Origin of the sequence: Halomonas sp. HL-93 (genome assembly GCF_900086985.1) — a bacterium.
In the GTDB taxonomy this organism is placed as follows: Bacteria; Pseudomonadota; Gammaproteobacteria; order Pseudomonadales; family Halomonadaceae; genus Vreelandella.
The window spans coordinates 3,467,129-3,484,486 of record NZ_LT593974.1 but is presented as its reverse complement, the minus strand read 5'-3'; the positions used below and the strand labels follow the sequence as shown (position 1 = coordinate 3,484,486).

The 17,358-nt window shown below is 53.6% G+C and carries 15 protein-coding genes; 12 read left to right on the top strand and 3 right to left on the bottom strand.

What is annotated here, in order from left to right:
* The first annotated feature begins 23 nt into the window (after positions 1 to 23).
* The 11 genes from GA0071314_RS16115 (at position 24) to GA0071314_RS16065 (ending at position 13,140) form a co-directional block, all read left to right on the top strand.
* Positions 24 to 3,794: a nitrate reductase subunit alpha gene (locus tag GA0071314_RS16115; protein WP_074397582.1), complete on the top strand. Its 3,771-nt coding sequence runs from the start codon at positions 24 to 26 to the stop codon at positions 3,792 to 3,794.
* Positions 3,791 to 5,353, top strand: a complete 1,563-nt coding sequence (gene narH, locus GA0071314_RS16110) for a nitrate reductase subunit beta (RefSeq protein WP_074397581.1) — start codon at positions 3,791 to 3,793, stop codon at positions 5,351 to 5,353. The genes GA0071314_RS16115 and narH overlap by 4 nt, the downstream gene beginning before the upstream one ends.
* On the top strand, positions 5,346 to 6,134 hold the full coding sequence (narJ, locus tag GA0071314_RS16105) for a nitrate reductase molybdenum cofactor assembly chaperone (RefSeq protein WP_074397580.1): 789 nt from the start codon (positions 5,346 to 5,348) through the stop codon (positions 6,132 to 6,134). Before narH ends, narJ begins: the two co-directional genes overlap by 8 nt.
* A gap of 12 nt (positions 6,135 to 6,146) precedes the next feature.
* Positions 6,147 to 6,830 carry a respiratory nitrate reductase subunit gamma gene (gene narI / locus GA0071314_RS16100; protein WP_074397579.1) on the top strand — a complete coding sequence of 228 codons (684 nt, stop codon included), beginning with the start codon at positions 6,147 to 6,149 and terminating at the stop codon, positions 6,828 to 6,830.
* Positions 6,831 to 6,842: 12 nt separating this feature from the next.
* Entirely contained in the window at positions 6,843 to 7,655 is an 813-nt protein-coding gene (locus GA0071314_RS16095) for a peptidylprolyl isomerase (RefSeq protein ID WP_074397578.1), read from the top strand.
* A 9-nt stretch (positions 7,656 to 7,664) separates the two neighbouring features.
* On the top strand, positions 7,665 to 8,954 hold the full coding sequence (locus GA0071314_RS16090; protein WP_231896472.1) for a molybdopterin molybdotransferase MoeA: 1,290 nt from the start codon (positions 7,665 to 7,667) through the stop codon (positions 8,952 to 8,954).
* Positions 8,955 to 9,104: 150 nt separating this feature from the next.
* A complete protein-coding gene (locus GA0071314_RS16085) occupies positions 9,105 to 9,794 on the top strand; it encodes a VIT1/CCC1 transporter family protein (RefSeq protein ID WP_074397577.1) in 690 nt (229 codons plus the stop codon).
* A gap of 284 nt (positions 9,795 to 10,078) precedes the next feature.
* On the top strand, positions 10,079 to 11,026 hold the full coding sequence (locus GA0071314_RS16080) for a DnaJ C-terminal domain-containing protein (protein WP_074397576.1): 948 nt from the start codon (positions 10,079 to 10,081) through the stop codon (positions 11,024 to 11,026).
* A gap of 3 nt (positions 11,027 to 11,029) precedes the next feature.
* Positions 11,030 to 11,335, top strand: coding sequence for a chaperone modulator CbpM (locus GA0071314_RS16075; RefSeq protein WP_074397575.1), 306 nt, complete (start codon positions 11,030 to 11,032; stop codon positions 11,333 to 11,335).
* 235 nt (positions 11,336 to 11,570) lie between these two features.
* Positions 11,571 to 12,074 carry a hypothetical protein gene (locus GA0071314_RS16070; RefSeq protein WP_074397574.1) on the top strand — a complete coding sequence of 168 codons (504 nt, stop codon included), beginning with the start codon at positions 11,571 to 11,573 and terminating at the stop codon, positions 12,072 to 12,074.
* Positions 12,075 to 12,126: 52 nt separating this feature from the next.
* A complete protein-coding gene (locus tag GA0071314_RS16065; protein ID WP_082934280.1) occupies positions 12,127 to 13,140 on the top strand; it encodes a GGDEF domain-containing protein in 1,014 nt (337 codons plus the stop codon).
* Between the two features lie 12 nt (positions 13,141 to 13,152).
* On the opposite strand, the gene GA0071314_RS16060 is transcribed toward GA0071314_RS16065, so the two are convergent.
* From GA0071314_RS16060 to GA0071314_RS16050, 3 genes are read right to left on the bottom strand one after another with little or no spacing between them, the layout of a single operon-like run.
* Positions 13,153 to 13,482 carry a TraR/DksA family transcriptional regulator gene (locus tag GA0071314_RS16060; RefSeq protein ID WP_231896471.1) on the bottom strand — a complete coding sequence of 110 codons (330 nt, stop codon included), beginning with the start codon at positions 13,480 to 13,482 and terminating at the stop codon, positions 13,153 to 13,155.
* Between the two features lie 49 nt (positions 13,483 to 13,531).
* Positions 13,532 to 13,981, bottom strand: coding sequence for a hypothetical protein (locus GA0071314_RS16055; RefSeq protein WP_074397572.1), 450 nt, complete (start codon positions 13,979 to 13,981; stop codon positions 13,532 to 13,534).
* A gap of 48 nt (positions 13,982 to 14,029) precedes the next feature.
* Positions 14,030 to 14,392, bottom strand: a complete 363-nt coding sequence (locus GA0071314_RS16050; protein WP_074397571.1) for a hypothetical protein — start codon at positions 14,390 to 14,392, stop codon at positions 14,030 to 14,032.
* 256 nt (positions 14,393 to 14,648) lie between these two features.
* Here GA0071314_RS16050 and GA0071314_RS16045 point away from each other — a divergent pair, with 256 nt between their 5' ends.
* Positions 14,649 to 17,315, top strand: coding sequence for a bifunctional acetate--CoA ligase family protein/GNAT family N-acetyltransferase (locus GA0071314_RS16045; protein WP_074397570.1), 2,667 nt, complete (start codon positions 14,649 to 14,651; stop codon positions 17,313 to 17,315).
* Positions 17,316 to 17,358 lie beyond the last annotated feature (43 nt).

Below are 17,358 nucleotides of genomic sequence, written 5' to 3'. Positions count from 1 at the left end.
TTTGAAAAGCCTGGAGATCGACCATGAGTCATTTCATTGACCGGCTGAACTTTTTTCGCAAAGCGCGAGAGCCCTTTGCCGATGAGCATGGCGAAGTCCGCCAGGAGGACCGCCAATGGGAAGACAGTTATCGTCGACGCTGGCAGCACGATAAAGTCGTGCGATCAACGCACGGGGTTAACTGCACAGGCTCTTGCAGCTGGAAAATTTACGTCAAAAATGGCTTGGTCACCTGGGAAACCCAGCAGACCGATTACCCGCGCACCCGCCCCGATCTGCCCAACCATGAGCCTCGCGGCTGCCCCCGTGGGGCCAGCTACTCCTGGTACATGTACAGCGCCAACCGCTTGAAGTACCCGCTGATAAGAAAGCCCTTGCTTAAGCTGTGGCGTGACGCGTTGGAAGAAAACAAAGATCCGGTAGAAGCCTGGGCGTCCATCGTCAGTGATCCAGCCAAGACCAAAGAGTACAAGCGGGCACGCGGCATGGGCGGCTTTGTGCGGGCTGACTGGGACGAGCTTAACGAGCTGATCGCGGCGTCTAACGTGTACACCGCTAAACAGTTTGGTCCTGACCGTATTATCGGTTTTTCGCCGATTCCCGCCATGTCGATGGTCAGCTATGCCGCAGGCAGCCGCTACCTGTCGCTGATTGGCGGTGTGTGCATGAGCTTCTACGACTGGTACTGCGATTTACCACCTGCCTCGCCGATGACCTGGGGCGAGCAGACCGATGTGCCCGAGTCCGCCGACTGGTACAACTCTGGCTACATCATTGCCTGGGGCTCCAACGTACCCCAAACCCGCACGCCGGATGCGCACTTTTTTACCGAAGTACGCTACAAGGGCACCAAGACCGTCTCCATCACGCCGGACTATGCGGAAGTCTCCAAGCTCACCGATGAGTGGTTATCTGCCAAGCAGGGCACCGATGCGGCGCTTGCCATGGCCATGGGGCATGTGATTCTCAAGGAGTTTCACCTGGAAAACCCCAGCGCCTACTTTACGGATTATGTGCGGCGCTATACCGATATGCCATGTCTGGTGGAGCTGGAGCAGCGCGCCGACGGCACGTTGGTACCCGGCCGCCAGCTACGCGCCAGCGACTTTGCCGACAACCTGGGGCAGAGCAATAACCCCGAGTGGAAAACGCTGGTGTGGGATGAAACCCGCCATCAGCTAGTGGTGCCGCGGGGCTCGATTGGTTTTCGGTGGGGCGAAGACGAAGCCAACCAGGGCAAGTGGAACCTGGAACCCCTTGATGCGGAAGGAGGGGAGATCAAGCCCTTGCTTAGCCTTGCCAGCCAGCACGACGCCGTGGCCCGCGTGGCGTTCCCGTATTTCGGCGGTATCGAGCACGAGCACTTCGACCACGTGGCCGGTGACAATGGTGACCTTTTATACCATTGCCTGCCCGCCAAGCGACTGAGCAAAGCCGACGGCAACGACGTGCTGGCGGTGACCGTTTTCGACCTGATGTGTGCCAACTACGGGATCGACCGAGGGTTCGGCAAGCCGGGCGAAGACGACGGAGCCACATCTTATGATCAGATCAAGCCGTATACGCCTGCATGGCAAGAGAAGATCACCGGGGTCTCCGCTGAGCAAGCCACGCGCATTGCCCGAGAATTTGCTGACAACGCCCATAAAACCAATGGCCGCAGCATGATCATTGTGGGTGCCGGTATGAACCACTGGTACCACATGGACATGAACTACCGCGGCCTGATCAACATGCTGGTGATGTGCGGCTGTATTGGCCAAAGCGGCGGCGGCTGGGCGCACTACGTCGGCCAGGAAAAGCTGCGCCCACAGACCGGTTGGCTACCGCTAGCCTTCGGCCTAGACTGGACACGCCCGCCACGCCACATGAACTCCACTTCCTTCTTCTACAACCATTCCTCCCAGTGGCGCTACGAAAAGCTGGAGATCAAGGAGATCCTGTCGCCCCTGGCGGATACCTCGCGGCATACTGGCAGCCTGATCGATTACAACGTGCGTGCCGAGCGCATGGGCTGGCTACCTTCTGCGCCACAGCTGTCGACCAATCCGCTGCATATCGCCCAGGCGGCTAAAGCCGCGGGCATGTCGAGCAAAGATTACGTCGTCGAGCAGTTGAAAAAAGGTGCGCTGTCCTTTGCTGCCGAAGACCCGGACAACCCGCAGAACTTCCCGCGCAATATGTTTATCTGGCGCTCCAACCTGCTTGGCAGCTCCGGCAAGGGGCATGAATACATGCTGAAGTACCTGCTGGGCACGCGCCACGGTATTCAAGGCAAAGATCTGGGCGATTTCGGCGGCCAGAAACCCGAAGAAGTGACATGGCACGATGAGGCACCGGAAGGCAAGCTCGATCTGCTGGTAACGCTGGATTTCCGCATGTCGACCACCTGCCTGTATTCAGACATCGTGCTGCCCACGGCGACCTGGTACGAGAAAAACGACCTCAACACCTCGGATATGCACCCGTTTATCCACCCGTTAACGGCAGCGACCGATCCTGCATGGGAGTCGCGTAGTGACTGGGATATTTACAAGGGCATCGCTAAAGCATTTTCGAAAGCTTGCGTGGGCCACCTGGGGGAAGAGACCGACCTGGTTACACTCCCTATGCAGCATGACTCCCCTGGCGAGCTGGCCCAGGTTAACGTGAACGATTGGAAGAAAGGCGAATGCGCCCCTATCCCTGGGAAAACGATGCCGGCGCTAATGGAAGTTCAGCGCAATTATCCCGAGACTTATGAGCGCTTTACTTCGCTGGGCCCGGCGCTTGAGAAACTCGGAAATGGTGGCAAAGGCATAAGCTGGAACACCGATTCTGAAGTAGAACTACTGGGTAAGCTCAATAAACGCAAGCTTACAGGCTCCTCGAAAGGGCGGCCGTGTATTGAGTCTGCGATAGACGCCGCTGAAACCGTGCTGACACTTGCGCCAGAAACCAACGGTCAGGTGGCGGTTAAGGCCTGGGGCGCGCTTGGCAAGATTACCGGTCTCGACCACACCCACTTGGCGCGGCCCAAGGCAGAGGAGAAAATTCGTTTCCGCGATATCGTCGCCCAGCCGCGCAAGATTATCTCAAGCCCCACCTGGTCTGGCCTGGAAGACGAGCACGTTTCCTATAACGCCGGTTACACCAACGTCCACGAGTTGATTCCCTGGCGCACGGTAAGCGGTCGTCAGCAGTTCTATCAGGATCACCCCTGGATGCGAGACTTCGGCGAGAGCCTGTTGGTCTATCGCCCGCCGATCAATACCAAGGCAGCGGAAAACTTCCAGCTTCCCGAAGACAACGGCTTCAAGAGCAAGGCGCTGAACTTCCTGACGCCGCACCAGAAGTGGGGGATCCACTCCACCTACTCCGATAACCTGCTCATGCTGACGCTGAACCGCGGCGGCCCGGTGGTATGGCTCTCCGAAACGGATGCCGGCGAAATCGGCATCGAAGACAACGACTGGCTTGAAGTCTACAACGCCAACGGCTCGATTGCCGCCCGCGCCGTGGTCAGCCAGCGCGTCAAAACGGGCACGGTGATGATGTATCACGCCCAGGAGCGCCAAGTGAACGTGCCCGGTTCTGAAATCACCGGTACCCGTGGCGGTATTCACAACTCGGTGACCCGCGTGTGTCCCAAACCCACCCACATGATCGGTGGCTATGCGCAGCTTTCCTATAGCTTCAACTACTACGGCACGGTGGGCTCCAACCGCGATGAGTTCGTGCTGGTGCGCAAAATGAAGCATATCGATTGGCTCGATGGCGAAAATAACGACACCGTCCAGGAGGCCGTGAAATGAAGATTCGCTCGCAAGTCGGCATGGTCTTGAATCTCGACAAATGCATCGGCTGCCACACCTGTTCCGTCACTTGCAAAAATGTCTGGACGAGCCGCGAAGGCGTTGAGTACGCCTGGTTCAACAACGTCGAGACCAAGCCCGGTATTGGTTACCCAAAAGAGTGGGAAAACCAAGCCAAATGGAAGGGCGGTTGGATGCGCCGCCGCGACGGCAAAATAGAGCCGCGTATCGGAGGCAAATGGCGTGTGTTGGCCAACATCTTCGCCAACCCGGACCTGCCCGAAGTCGACGACTATTACGAACCGTTCGATTTTGATTACCAGCACCTGCATACCGCCAAGCAGGGTGATCACCAGCCGGTCGCCCGCCCGCGTTCGCTGATCTCTGGCAAACGGATGAACAAAATTGAGTGGGGGCCCAACTGGGAAGAAATTCTAGGCACTGAGTTTGCCAAGCGGCGTAAAGACGTTAATTTCGAACAGGTGCAAGCTGACATTTACGGCCAGTTTGAAAACACCTTCATGATGTATCTGCCACGTCTGTGCGAGCACTGCTTGAACCCGACCTGTGTGGCGAGCTGCCCGAGCGGAGCGATCTACAAGCGCGAAGAAGACGGCATTGTACTGATTGATCAGGACAAATGCCGCGGCTGGCGGATGTGTATCTCCGGCTGTCCGTATAAGAAGATCTATTACAACTGGAAGAGCGGAAAATCCGAAAAGTGTATCTTCTGCTACCCGCGTATCGAGTCCGGTCAGCCGACGGTTTGCTCGGAAACCTGCGTAGGCCGTATTCGCTATCTAGGGGTACTGCTTTACGACGCCGATCGCATTGAAGAAGTCGCCAGTGCCCCCAGCGAGCAGGACCTTTACCACCGTCAGCGGGAGATATTCCTGGATCCTCATGACCCCGAGGTGATTGCTCAGGCAAAACAAGACGGTATTGCCGATAACGTCATCAAGGCGGCGCAGGAATCCCCTGTGTATAAGCTGGCGATGGACTGGGGGCTGGCACTGCCGCTGCACCCTGAGTACCGCACCTTGCCCATGGTCTGGTACGTGCCGCCGCTGTCGCCCATTCAGTCGGCTGCTGAGGCCGGAAAGGTCGAGTTTGACGGCGTACTGCCCAAGATCGAGTCGCTGCGCATCCCCGTCCAATACCTTGCCAACATGCTTACCGCCGGCGAGGAAGCGCCCGTTGTGTTGGCCCTAAAACGCTTAATGGCCATGCGTGTCTACATGCGCGGCAAGCACGTGGAAGGTAGCGTTAATAGCGAGGTGCTGGATGCGGTCGGCCTCACCGAAGCACAAGTAGAAGACATGTACCGCTACCTGGCAATCGCAGACTACGAAGATCGTTTTGTGATTCCCACCAGCCATCGTGAGATGGCAACGGATGCTTTCCCTGAACGGGGCGGTTGCGGCTTCAGTTTCGGTGACGGTTGCCATGGCGAAAGCTCAGCAAGCCTGTTCAATGGCCGTTCGACCACCACGACCTTGGTAAAGCCGGTGGAAACCTACGACCCACAAGCTCAGCAAGAGGATGCGCGCCATGGGTAACGTTGCTGAAAATATCATCCCACCCGTTCAGCAGGGCATGTTGAGCCTGCGTGTGCTGGCGCGGCTGCTGGATTACCCCACCACCGAGCTACAGCAGGCGACGGGTGAGATGATCGACCTGCTGGACGCTGAAAAACGCTGGCGTGCCCCATTGCGTCAACAGTTGATGACCTGGTGTCAGCGGATTGCAGATGCCGACCTGCTGGAGCTGCAAGCGGAGTATGTCGCGCTGTTTGATAAAGGCCGTGCAACCTCACTGCTGCTGTTCGAACACGTGCATGGTGAGTCGCGCGACCGAGGGCAGGCCATGGTGGACTTGATGAACGAGTACCAGGCCGCCGGGTTCGAGTTGGACGCCCGGGAATTGCCCGACTATTTACCGCTCTTTCTGGAATACCTGTCGACACGGTCCGAAGGAGAGATCGCCCGCTGGTTAGGCGAGATTCAACACATCCTGGCCCTGCTGACGGCGCGTATGGAAGCGCGTGATGCGGATCATGCGTTAGTGCCGTATGCGCTATTAGCGCTGATCGGCGCAGAACAAAACGTCCACGCCCACCGTGACGAAGTGAGCGCAGAAGCGCCTGATGACACGCCGGAAGCATTGGACGCCGTATGGGAAGAGGAGGCAGTGCGTTTTTCAGCAGACTCTGACCAGGACTGCGCGCTGCAATCTGCCGAAGGGCGCCGCCTGGTGGAGCGCAAAAAGTCGGTACCCAGCGACCCTATTACCATCATGCCCAGCAGTGTTTCTGCCGCGTCCAGCCTAACAGAGCGCTAAAGGAGAACTCCCATGGTTAGCGACTACCTTCATCAACTGATCTATGGCTACTATCCATACCTTGCCGGCACCGTCTTTTTGCTTGGCAGCCTGCTGCGCTTTGATCACGGCCAATACACCTGGAAAACCGGCTCAAGCCAAATGCTATCGTCAAAAAATATGCGTCTGGCGAGCAACTTGTTCCACATCGGTATCATCACCATCTTTTTTGGCCATCTGGTAGGGCTATTGACCCCGCACTGGGTCTACGCCCCTTTTATGAGCGCGGGCACAAAGCAAATCATCGCCATTGTAGTGGGCGGTATTGCCGGGGTTATGTGCTTGGTGGGCGGTGCCATGCTGGCCTATAGGCGTCTTACTAATGCACGCGTTCGCGCGTCTTCAAGCCCCATGGACACGTTCATGATTTTGCTGCTGGTCGTGCAGGTGTCACTCGGTTTGCTGACGATTATTCCGGCAATGAACCACCTTGATGGCGGGGTGATGATTCAACTGGCTCACTGGGCGCAGGCGGTTGTTTTCTTCCAGGGCGGCGCTGCCAGTTATCTCGAAGGCGTGGGCTTCATCTACAAGCTGCACATTCTGGTCGGCTTGACGATTATCCTGGTCTTTCCCTTCACGCGCCTCGTTCACGTCTGGAGTGCCCCTTTTAGCTATCTCACTCGCCGTTATCAACTTGTGCGCAAACGGGGTTAAGGAGTCGTCAACATGCAAATGATCGATATTGAACAGCTGCCCGGCGCAGAGGCGTCCACACCGATTAGTGTGGGCGGCCAGGATATTGCGGAAAGCGACATTGCCAGCGAAATGCAGTATCACCCGGCGGATTCGGCAGGTAGTGCGCAGGTAAAAGCCGCACGCGCACTGGTCGTCAAAGAGTTGTTACGCCAGCGTGCTGAGATGCTGGGCCTCATCGACCAGGGCGGCGATGCCGACGATCAGGTGATTGCCGAGCTGCTCGAAAAAGAGCTGGTGGTGCCGGAGCCTACAGATGCAGACTGTGAACGCTTCTACGCGCTTCACCCCGAACGCTTTTGCGAGCCCACCCAGCTTAACGTGCGGCATGTTCTGCTAGCCGCTGCCCCCGACGATGCCCAGGCGCGCGATGCGCAGTACCACCAGGGCGTCAGTCTACTTGACACACTTAAGCAGCATCCGGAACGCTTTACCGAATGTGCCATGCGGTATTCTGCCTGCACCTCCAACGAGCAAGGTGGTGAGTTGGGTTGGTTGCTGCCAGGGCAAACGGTGGCGGAGCTTGACCGTGCGCTGAAGCACCTACCGGAAGGCTTGCATGAGCGGCCTATCGCATCGCGTTACGGCTGGCACCTTGTCATGGTGGACAAGCGGCAGGAAGGGCAGCCATTACCTTACGCGGACGTGGCCGACCAGGTACGCCTTAGCTTGTACGAACAGGCGACCCGGCGCGGCCTGCGGCATTACCTACTGGCCCTTGAAAGCGACATCGGAGTAACCGGCATCGCCATGGATGAAGAAACCGGCAACGCACTAATGCAATAGGTAAAAATAATGGCGTTTGCACTGAGCGGAGAGGCTATGAATTGCGGCTGTACTGATAGAGTAACTAACCGTCTGATCGAAGTGTTTGCCGCTCGGCAGCAGCTCATCAAGGCGGCTGCCCCACCTAAAGAGCCTGAGCGCATTTCTCTTGCCGACGCCTTTGGTCGGGTATTGGCGAAGCCTGTCGTCGCACCGCTGGATATGCCGGGTGTCGACAATAGCGCCATGGATGGCTATGCACTTCGAACGTTGGACTATCAGGCTGTCCATCAACGGGGTGGATTGCCTGTCATGCTGCGGGTTCCTGCTGGGGCTGGCGTTTTTGCGTTACCTGAGGGCGGGTGCGCGCGCATCTTTACCGGCGCGCCAGTCCCTCTCGGAGCCGATGCGGTGATTCCCCAAGAGCGGGTGACAGTCGACCTTCAAGGACATATCCACATTGATGGTGTACCTGAGCCAGGGGCGAATATTCGCAAGCAAGGTGAAGAAACCAGAGCCGGTAGTACGTTACTGCCTCAAGGTAGTTATCTTGATGCGCCTGCGATTGCCCTATTGGTAAGTCACGGTATTCATAACATTGCGGTTAATAGGCGCCTTCGCGTTGCCATGTTCTCAACGGGTGATGAACTGATCGAAACCGGAGTTGAGCGCTCGCCAGGGCAGGTATATGACAGTAATCGTGCGATGCTCAATGTGCTACTCATGCAGACAAATTGCCAGGTAGTGGATTTGGGCATCGTTTCTGATTCCCCCCGCTTACTGCACCAAACATTTTCCCAAGCTCAAGCAAACGCTGATTTGGTTATTTGCACCGGTGGCATATCGGTGGGAGAAGAAGATCATGTTCGTACCGTTATTGAGCAGCGAGGAGGCCTGCATTTTCATGGTGTCGCGATAAAACCGGGAAAACCCTTTGCATTTGGCTATCTAGGTTCAGCTCCGTCGTCACCCACACCATTAATTGCCTTGCCGGGCAATCCTGTTGCGTCGCTGGTGGGGTGGCAGCTATTGGGACGACCATTTGTTCACGCTATGCAGAACAGGCAGATAGAGCCTTTGGAGCATTACCCGGTAACGGCAGGATTTACACGTCGAGGCCCACGTGGGCGATGTGAGTGGTTGCGGGTGGTGCTTGAGTGGGCAGATGGGGCACCCATTGCCCAGCTCGCGGGTGGCCAGGGGTCTCATATGCTCACTGGGGCAAGCCAGGCTGCTGGTTACCTAATGGTTAATGCTGGGACAGATATTCTTGAAGGTGCTGCCTACCCGTACTATCCCGTTTATCAGTTTTGCTCTTAGCGTCATACATATGGACTTATGCGTCCCTTGAAGTTGCAGCATCTCACCTATTGCCGAGATTATTTTTTGGATGAATTGCTAGCTAAGCTGTATTAGCGTGAATGCTATCTTCGTATCACGCTTTGAAAAAAGCTCGCCGGGGGTAAGCACATGCTACATAAAGAGCACCACCGGTCTCATCGTGCCGGTTGGCTACGTGCTGCAGTTCTGGGTGCGAACGATGGGATTGTTTCCACGAGCAGTCTAATACTGGGCGTTGCAGCAGCGAATACAGCTCAAAGCGATATCATGTTAGCGGGCGTGGCGGGATTAGTCGCAGGTGCAATGTCAATGGCGGCGGGGGAGTATGTATCCGTTAGCTCGCAAGCCGACACTGAGCTCGCCGATCTGGATATTGAACGGAAAGCATTGGTGGAGCATTACGATTTTGAGAAGGAAGAACTTGCCGCTATTTACGAAGCACGTGGCGTCGCCCCTGAGGTTGCAAAAATAGTCTCCGAACAACTTATGAATCATGATGCCTTGGGTGCGCATGCCAGAGATGAAATCGGCATCACTACAACCAGTCAAGCGCGCCCAGTTCAGGCTGCATTATCATCAGCTGCAACTTTTACCACTGGTGCGCTCTTGCCTTTGCTGGTGGCTTGGTGGGCCCCGTCGTCACAGCTTATCGTGCAGGTGTCCCTCTTTTCGTTATGTTTTCTAGCTTTTTTGGGAGCCATTGCAGCGCGTGCAGGTGGTGCACCAATGATCAAAGCGGCAGTGCGAGTCATGTTCTGGGGGGCATTGGCAATGGTTTTAACATTTGCCATAGGGCGCTTGTTTGGGGTGGTCACTTAACTATGTGACCCGCTGGAAGTGCTATCAACGCTGGAAAACTGTGTTATACCAATTTGTCAGCCACTCTCGTACGTCGCGACGTAATTTATAGGTCAACAAACACGTCACACTGCGTCGGTTTTACTCTGCGACTACCGAGTGTTTAGGCAAATCTATCGATAGGCACCTTTCCTCCAGGCGTACAAAGTGGTCGTCGACTATTCTTTAGCTATTAACTGCTTGTTACACGGGATACTTGGCAGATCATTGCCTGGAGCCTATTCCGACGACCGGAGGCTCTTAACGTGGAATTTAAGGATTACTATCAGGTGCTCGGCGTAGTAAAAACCGCAACGGCCGAGGAGATTAAGAAGGCCTACCGCAAGCTGGCCCGCAAGTTTCATCCTGATGTCAGCAAAGAGCCGGATGCTGAGCTGCGGATGCAGGAAATCAATGAGGCCAAGTCAGTGCTGTCTGATCCCGAGAAACGTCTTGCCTATGACCAACTGGCTCAGCAGTATCATTCTGGTCAGAACTTTCAGCCACCGCCGGACTGGGATGCAGGTTTTGAGTACAGCGGGCGTGGCTTTGAGGAGGCCGACCTCGGTGAATTCAGTGACTTCTTTGCCAGCCTCTTCGGCCAAGGCGCCCAGCAAAGGGGAGGAAGGCGCGGCTACCAGATGCGCGGCGACGATCGTCACGCCAAAGTTATTATTGATCTCGAAGATGCCTATCTCGGCGCTACTCGTTCAATCATGCTGCATGGGCCGCAGATCGATGCACAAGGTCACGTCAGTTCTAAAGAACATACGCTCAATGTGCGGATACCAAAGGGGGTTAAAGCGGGCCAACATATCCGACTCTCGGGTCAAGGTGGCCCTGGTATCGGCGGTGGACCTGCGGGAGATTTGTTTCTTGAGATCCATTTTACACCTAACCCACGTTATCGGATTGAAGGACGGGATATACATCAAACAGTACCGGTTACACCCTGGGAGGCTGCTTTGGGGGCCCACATTGAGACTCCCACGCCGTCTGGAGTGGTGAAAGTGAAAGTGAAAGTGCCTGCAGGCTCCCAAACTGGGCGCCGGTTACGCTTAAAAGGCCGCGGTATTCCCGGGCCTGAGCCAGGTGATCTTTATGTGGGGTTAGAGGTAGTGCTGCCCCCGGCCGATACTGACAAGGCACGGGCGCTCTATGAAACCATGGCGCGGGAACTGGCTTTCAATCCGCGCCAACGGAAGGGAGGCTAGGCAATGGTACATCGGGCTATTACCAGCGGTGATCTGGTAGACGAGGCGACCCTGACCCTCGACGAGTTGGCGCGTGCCTGCTCGGTGGAAACCAACTGGATTATCGAACGCATTGAAAGTGGCCTATTGGCCGACGGATCGCCCTATGTAGCGAGTTGGCGCTTCACCAGTCATGACTTGACCCGAGCCAGGCGAATGTATCAGTTGGAGCGCGATTTTGAGGCTGCACCCGAACTGGCCGCATTGGCGACTGACCTGATCGAGGAAAATCAGCGCCTCAAAGATCGATTGCGTGCTGCTGGGCTTTAATAAAATCTTTTGTTGATCAGATAGTAACTAAACCGACGACTCCAGTCATATGATCAGCGAGTAAGACATTAAAATATTAGTCTTAATGCTATTTAATTGGTTTTGTGATGCCTCTGTTGCTGTGTTTTTTAATTGCAACATAAAAGTTGATGGAAGTCATGGAAGCTAAACTTTAATCCCCTCTATGATGCCTTTTTACATTCCATAAAGTGCGCGTTATAGAGAGGGAAGTCCCATGAACGATCTTACAGCGCTTACGTTTTTACCCCAAGAGCAAATCCTTTTGACACACTCCCATGAAACCATAGAGCTAAATCGATACCGGTGGCTAGCTCTGACCTTTCTACCCTTTGATTCATCTGTCAGCGGGTTGATGAACGCTATCGGCTTGGAGTGCGTGCACCGCCTTTGCAGTTTGCAAGAAGTGGCACAGAAAATGGAGCTCGGTGCTTGCGTTAGTAATCTTGACAAGCTGGTGGAAAGGCCCCTGATTAATAACAATAGCCAGCATTTTTTTATAATAGATAAATCCATGGGACATCAAGTTCTCATCATGGCTGAAGAAGCTGCCAAAGTGTCATGCGATTTTTTTGGCTGGCTGCTAGAAACCAATGCGATACCTGAGCTGCACAATATCTTTTTTGCCTTCGTAGCCCAGAAAGAAAAAGAATATCGTATACTTCAGGAATGTCGCCTTCAGTGGGGTGTGGGTGTTTCTGATTTATCAATCGCGGTATAAAAAGAAGGCAGCATTTAAAAGTAAATGCTGTCATGCCGAGGTGGTTACGTTCATGATTTCTTCAATAAATTATGACCCGGGTTTGTTTAGCTATTTTGATAGTAATGCGAAGTCAGTAGCCAACAGTCTGTGGGATCATTGTCCTGCGCAGGTGATAATTGTTGGTATTGTAGAGAAGGATGATTTTGTTATTGAAAAAATATATCCGCTGCAGAAAGCTTGCCTAGGAAATGAAGTAATAAGTGTGGGTAAACCTCTCAGCTGTTTGTTACCACCCCCATTGGGTGGAGAGTTGGTTATGCGCTGCGCCCAATGTGTAGAGGAAGGGCTACCAATTCAATACGAAGTGACGGGTGGCTACATTGACGGAGATAGTTACCAGCGCAACTTGCAGGTTCTTCTACTTCCCATCATAAACCAGAGTAAAGTAATTAGGCATCTGCACTGTATTGTCTTAAACGCTAATACGATCAATTATGCTCAGGTTGCCAAATACTCCGAACAAGAAGTGGAGCGATGCGTTCTAGAGCGCACCGCTGAATTAATGGCAACGAATCTACAATTGACTTATTTGGCCACCCATGACGGCTTAACTGAAACCTATAATCGTCGCCACCTTATCGATTTGGCTAATGCTGAGTTTAAGCGAGTGACCCGCTATGGATTATCGCTCTGCCTTATGATGCTGGACATCGACCATTTTAAGTCTGTCAACGATGAACAGGGACATGCTGCGGGCGACGATATGCTGAAAACTGTTGCACATCTGATGCGCTCTACGGTGCGAGATTGGGATTTGGTCGGGCGCTATGGTGGCGATGAATTCATTATTATATTACCCGATACCGATATTCAGAGCGCCAAGGCGATTGCAAACCGACTGAGTAACAATCTGAAAGCTGCCAACCTTACTGTTAGTCTTGGCATTGCTACGCTTGAGCCGAGTGATCAGTCCATCGACGATGCGATTAGTCGTGCCGATCATTTGTTGTTGAATGCCAAGCGAAACGGCCGTAACCGTATCGAATGCGGATCTTTTGGCTCCAATACTGATAGTGTGAAATAACGATAACGATGTCTAGGAAGTAGCGCACTTACTGCATCGTGTTGCATAAGGTAAGGCGTTGAGGCGATGTACTTCGATCAGTTCGCCACATATCTCACAGTAATCTCCTATCTTGGCGTCAATACGCGTCATGGCTTTGTCGATTTTTACCAGCTCTGCACGTGCTTCGTTATCCAAAAGGTCGACGACATCATCACTTTGAATTTCTAGCGCCTGCTCTTCCAGATCTTTATCCAAGGCGCCATGAGTATGGTGTTGATGCATGTCGTAACGTTGGATACGCTCAAGTATTTCTTCTCGGAGCTTCTCAAGTTGTGTTCTTCTGTCATTCACGATCATCATGTGCGCCCTCAATCATAATGAAACAGAGTGAGCGTCCTTAGCCAGAATGCTAAAGGTCTTCAAGCTCTTCTGCATCGCGAACGATGCGCATTGCTTCGTGTTGTTCAAGGAAGAGGATGTTGTTCAGCAGCGCTTTCGCCTCTACAGCCTCTGTGCGCAACGCCAAATAGCGATACAGGTCAATGATATTGTTATGTATTGTCACGATAGATCGCATGATTTCTGAGAAAGTCATGTTGACATAATCAACGTCTTCTAATGCAAAAGTATGCTTGTCAAAATAGTCTATACACCATGTATTGATGGCCGCTGCTTGTGCATCGTTCTTACTTAGTTTCAAAGTCCGAGATAACTCTCTTTCATGTAGCGAAAGATAATCAAGTAGCATATGTACCTTTTCTTTTTGTTGATAAGAAGCAGCTTTTCCTAATTTATTAGCTAAGTTATCGTGTAATAGGCGAGTCATTTCTAATACTTGATTAATGGTTTCGACTGGCATTGTATTATTGTCTTCTATAGGGTTTGTTACATGATTTTTTTGATTTCTTTACATTTCGCACCAAATACGCTCTTTAAGTTCGTCATTTAACTCAGATACTTTTTGCATGCGTTTTACGGTGGCTTTCGTCATATCACTCGTTACTTTTTGGTAGCAGGAAGCCAACGATGACGGTGTATTGAGGCCTTCATGGCCTAGCATGCAGCTTGTCAGCGTTCTAGAGGACTCGGCCATGGCTGCAAAAAACTCAAGTTCGTGGCGCATGGTGTCGTTCAACATGTCAAACCAAATATACTGTGCCTTGACAGCCGAACTACTGGTCGCCATCCAAGGCTGGTACCACCATATAAATACGCTATCATAGTTAGAAGCGTTCACAGACTTTTCGTGGGGTTTTTGTATTGTGGTCATTTCATTGCCTCCCAGTGAGCAGTACAAAGTATAGGTGTATATTTTCTACTTGGCTTATACGCTAGTCACTTGTTTTATGTCCCAGGTCAATGTTTATGCTGCTAATTGAAAGTTAAATAAACAGAGTATGTCTTACAATGACTTAGCCTGCGTTATTTTTTGCTCAAAGTCTGTATAAGCAGTAACGGGCATGGTTGGAGTGACGTTACGAACGATGTGAGGCGTCCCGAAATCGAACGCTGGCCGGAGATGTTAGATGTCGATTCGTAATTTAGATGCACTGTTCGCTCCTGCTACAATTGCGCTAATTGGTGCTAGCAACCGGCCTAGGTCGGTGGGCGCGGTGCTGGCGCGTAATCTTCTCAGTGCTGGGTTTATGGGCCCAGTGCTCACCGTCAACCCCCATGAGCGTGCCATTTGCTCAACCTTAAATTACCGTTCTGTTAGCGATTTGCCACTGTCCCCCGATTTGGCAATCATCGCGACTCCGCCGGAGTCCGTTCCGGGGTTGATAAAGGAACTTGGCGAGCGGGGCTGTCGCGCTGCGGTGGTTATCACCGCGGGCTTTGGTGAAGGAGAGCAGGCGGATGGTCAGGCACTTCAGCAGGCAATGCTGGAGGCGGCACGCCCCTATCTAATGCGCATTGTTGGGCCTAACTGTTTGGGTATTTTGGCTCCCCACAATGGTATAAATGCGAGCTTCGCCCACCTCACACCCCAGAAGGGTGATGTCGCTTTCGTAACTCAATCGGGCGCCGTTGCAACATCGATTCTTGACTGGGCATCAGCACGCGGTATCGGCTTTTCCTATGTTATTTCTCTAGGTGCGATGAGCGATGTCGATTTTGGCGATGTCCTCGATTTTCTAGCGCTTGATCCCAAAACGCGTTCCATCCTTCTTTACGTCGAGGCCATTATCGACGCACGTAAATTCCTGTCGGCGGCGCGCATGGCCTCACGCAACAAGCCAGTCGTTGTTGTTAAAGCAGGCCGCAGTAATGCGGGTGCCAAGGCGGCGCTTTCGCATACGGGGGCCCTGGCAGGTTCCGATACGGTCTACGACGCAGCCTTCAAGCGCGCGGGAATGCTTCGGGTCAAAACCCTGGATGAGCTATTTCAGGCGGCAGGGACACTTGCTACCGGAATCCGCGTGAAGGGTGATCGTCTGGCTATACTCACCAACGGTGGCGGGGTCGGGGTATTAGCTGTGGATGAACTAGCCGATGTTGGCGGCCACTTGGCCGAGCTTTCAAGTACGACCCTGACCCGTTTGGATACATTGTTGCCCAAGGCTTGGTCACACGCTAATCCCGTCGATATTCTTGGCGATGCGTCGGGTCAACGCTATGTAGGCGCGCTTGACGTGCTGCTTGATGAACACCGAGCCGATGCTCTCTTTATTATTAACTGCCCAGTGGCGGTTGCCGATAGCCTTGATGCCGCCGAAGCGGTGATGACGATACTCGAAAAGCGACGGCTCCCCGTATTGACTTGTTGGTTGGGCGAAGGAGCGCCCGCTAAGGCTCGACGACTGTTTACTGAGAAGCATGTCCCCTCGTACGACACGCCAGAGCAGGCCATTCGGGCCTTCTGGCACCTTTACAGCTACTCGCGTAATCAAAGGGCCCTTATGGAGACGCCCGCGGCCGTTTCCGATCTCATTAACGTCGATATGGCCAGCGCGAACGCTATTATCGATCGCGTCATTGAAGACGACCGCAGTGTACTGACGGAGCCCGAGGCATCAGCCGTCTTGGCTGCCTATGGCATACCGATGGCGCCGGCCATGGTGGCGCGCACACCTGAGGAAGCCAGTCGCGCAGCGCAGCAGTTGGGTTTCCCGGTCGTGTTAAAAATTCTGTCACGCGATATCTCACACAAGTCGGATGTCGGGGGCGTGCAATTAAATTTGGCCTCGCCTGACGCCGTTTATCGTGCAGCCGAGAGCATGCTGGATGCAGTTGGTCAGGCGGCTCCCACGGCGCAGGTCGATGGTTTCAATGTGCAGCCGATGATTCGCCGCCCAGGGGCGCATGAACTTATTTTGGGTATCGCTGAAGACACTGTTTTCGGTCCCATCATTCTGTTTGGGCAGGGTGGTAAAGCCGTTGAAGTCATTGGCGACCGTGTTATTGGCTTACCCCCACTCAACTCACTGCTGGCGCAAGATATGATCCGCTCGACACGCATATCGCGTCTTCTACACGGCTATCGTGATCGCCCAGCAGCTGACTTGGAAGCGATTACGCTCACACTCCTAAAACTGTCGCAACTGATCAGCGATTTGGATCGTGTCGTCGAACTTGATATTAATCCGCTGCTGGCTGATGCATCGGGTGTGATGGCTTTGGATGCGCGCATCGTAATTAGAGCCGGCCATCATCAACGTCAGCCACTGGCTATCCGCCCTTATCCCAAGCAGCTTGAGCAATCAATCGCGACTCGCAGTGGCCAAGTCTATTCCTTGCGGCCAATACGTCCCGAAGACGAAGCGGCACTGGTCAACATGCTTGGCCAATCCTCTCCCAGTGATGTCCGGCTCCGTTTTTTTGCGGCCATCAAGAAGTTCGACCATGCCTTTGCGGCGCGACTAACCCAGATAGATTACGACCGGGAAATGGCCTTTGTCGCGATGCCGTCGGGCAGCGACGAGATAGTGGGGGTGGTGCGTCTGGCTGCCGATCCTGATAAAGAAAGAGCGGAGTTTGCGGTCATGGTTCGTAGCGATACGAAAGGAACCGGCCTTGGTTATAGCCTGATGCAGCAGATTATTGATTATGCTCGCCATAACGCGATTAAGCAGGTATTTGCTGATGTGCTGCGCGAGAATCATCCCATGCTCAAGATGGTAAAAGAGCTGGGGTTCATGGTGCTGCCAACGGAGCATCAGGCAGACAGCGTCACCGTTGTACTTGATCTGTAATGAGAACCCGTCGCGTAGCGATATCGAACGACTGCAAGGAACC

Coding starts and splice junctions, on each gene's coding strand:
- GA0071314_RS16060 (WP_231896471.1), bottom strand. CDS start 13,482: ATGATGATCGTGAATGACAGAAGAACACAACTTGAGAAGCTCCGAGAA.
- narH (WP_074397581.1), top strand. CDS start 3,791: ATGAAGATTCGCTCGCAAGTCGGCATGGTCTTGAATCTCGACAAATGC.
- GA0071314_RS16085 (WP_074397577.1), top strand. CDS start 9,105: ATGCTACATAAAGAGCACCACCGGTCTCATCGTGCCGGTTGGCTACGT.
- narI (WP_074397579.1), top strand. CDS start 6,147: ATGGTTAGCGACTACCTTCATCAACTGATCTATGGCTACTATCCATAC.
- narJ (WP_074397580.1), top strand. CDS start 5,346: ATGGGTAACGTTGCTGAAAATATCATCCCACCCGTTCAGCAGGGCATG.
- GA0071314_RS16065 (WP_082934280.1), top strand. CDS start 12,127: ATGATTTCTTCAATAAATTATGACCCGGGTTTGTTTAGCTATTTTGAT.
- GA0071314_RS16090 (WP_231896472.1), top strand. CDS start 7,665: ATGGCGTTTGCACTGAGCGGAGAGGCTATGAATTGCGGCTGTACTGAT.
- GA0071314_RS16070 (WP_074397574.1), top strand. CDS start 11,571: ATGAACGATCTTACAGCGCTTACGTTTTTACCCCAAGAGCAAATCCTT.
- GA0071314_RS16075 (WP_074397575.1), top strand. CDS start 11,030: ATGGTACATCGGGCTATTACCAGCGGTGATCTGGTAGACGAGGCGACC.
- GA0071314_RS16050 (WP_074397571.1), bottom strand. CDS start 14,392: ATGACCACAATACAAAAACCCCACGAAAAGTCTGTGAACGCTTCTAAC.
- GA0071314_RS16055 (WP_074397572.1), bottom strand. CDS start 13,981: ATGCCAGTCGAAACCATTAATCAAGTATTAGAAATGACTCGCCTATTA.
- GA0071314_RS16045 (WP_074397570.1), top strand. CDS start 14,649: ATGTCGATTCGTAATTTAGATGCACTGTTCGCTCCTGCTACAATTGCG.
- GA0071314_RS16115 (WP_074397582.1), top strand. CDS start 24: ATGAGTCATTTCATTGACCGGCTGAACTTTTTTCGCAAAGCGCGAGAG.
- GA0071314_RS16095 (WP_074397578.1), top strand. CDS start 6,843: ATGCAAATGATCGATATTGAACAGCTGCCCGGCGCAGAGGCGTCCACA.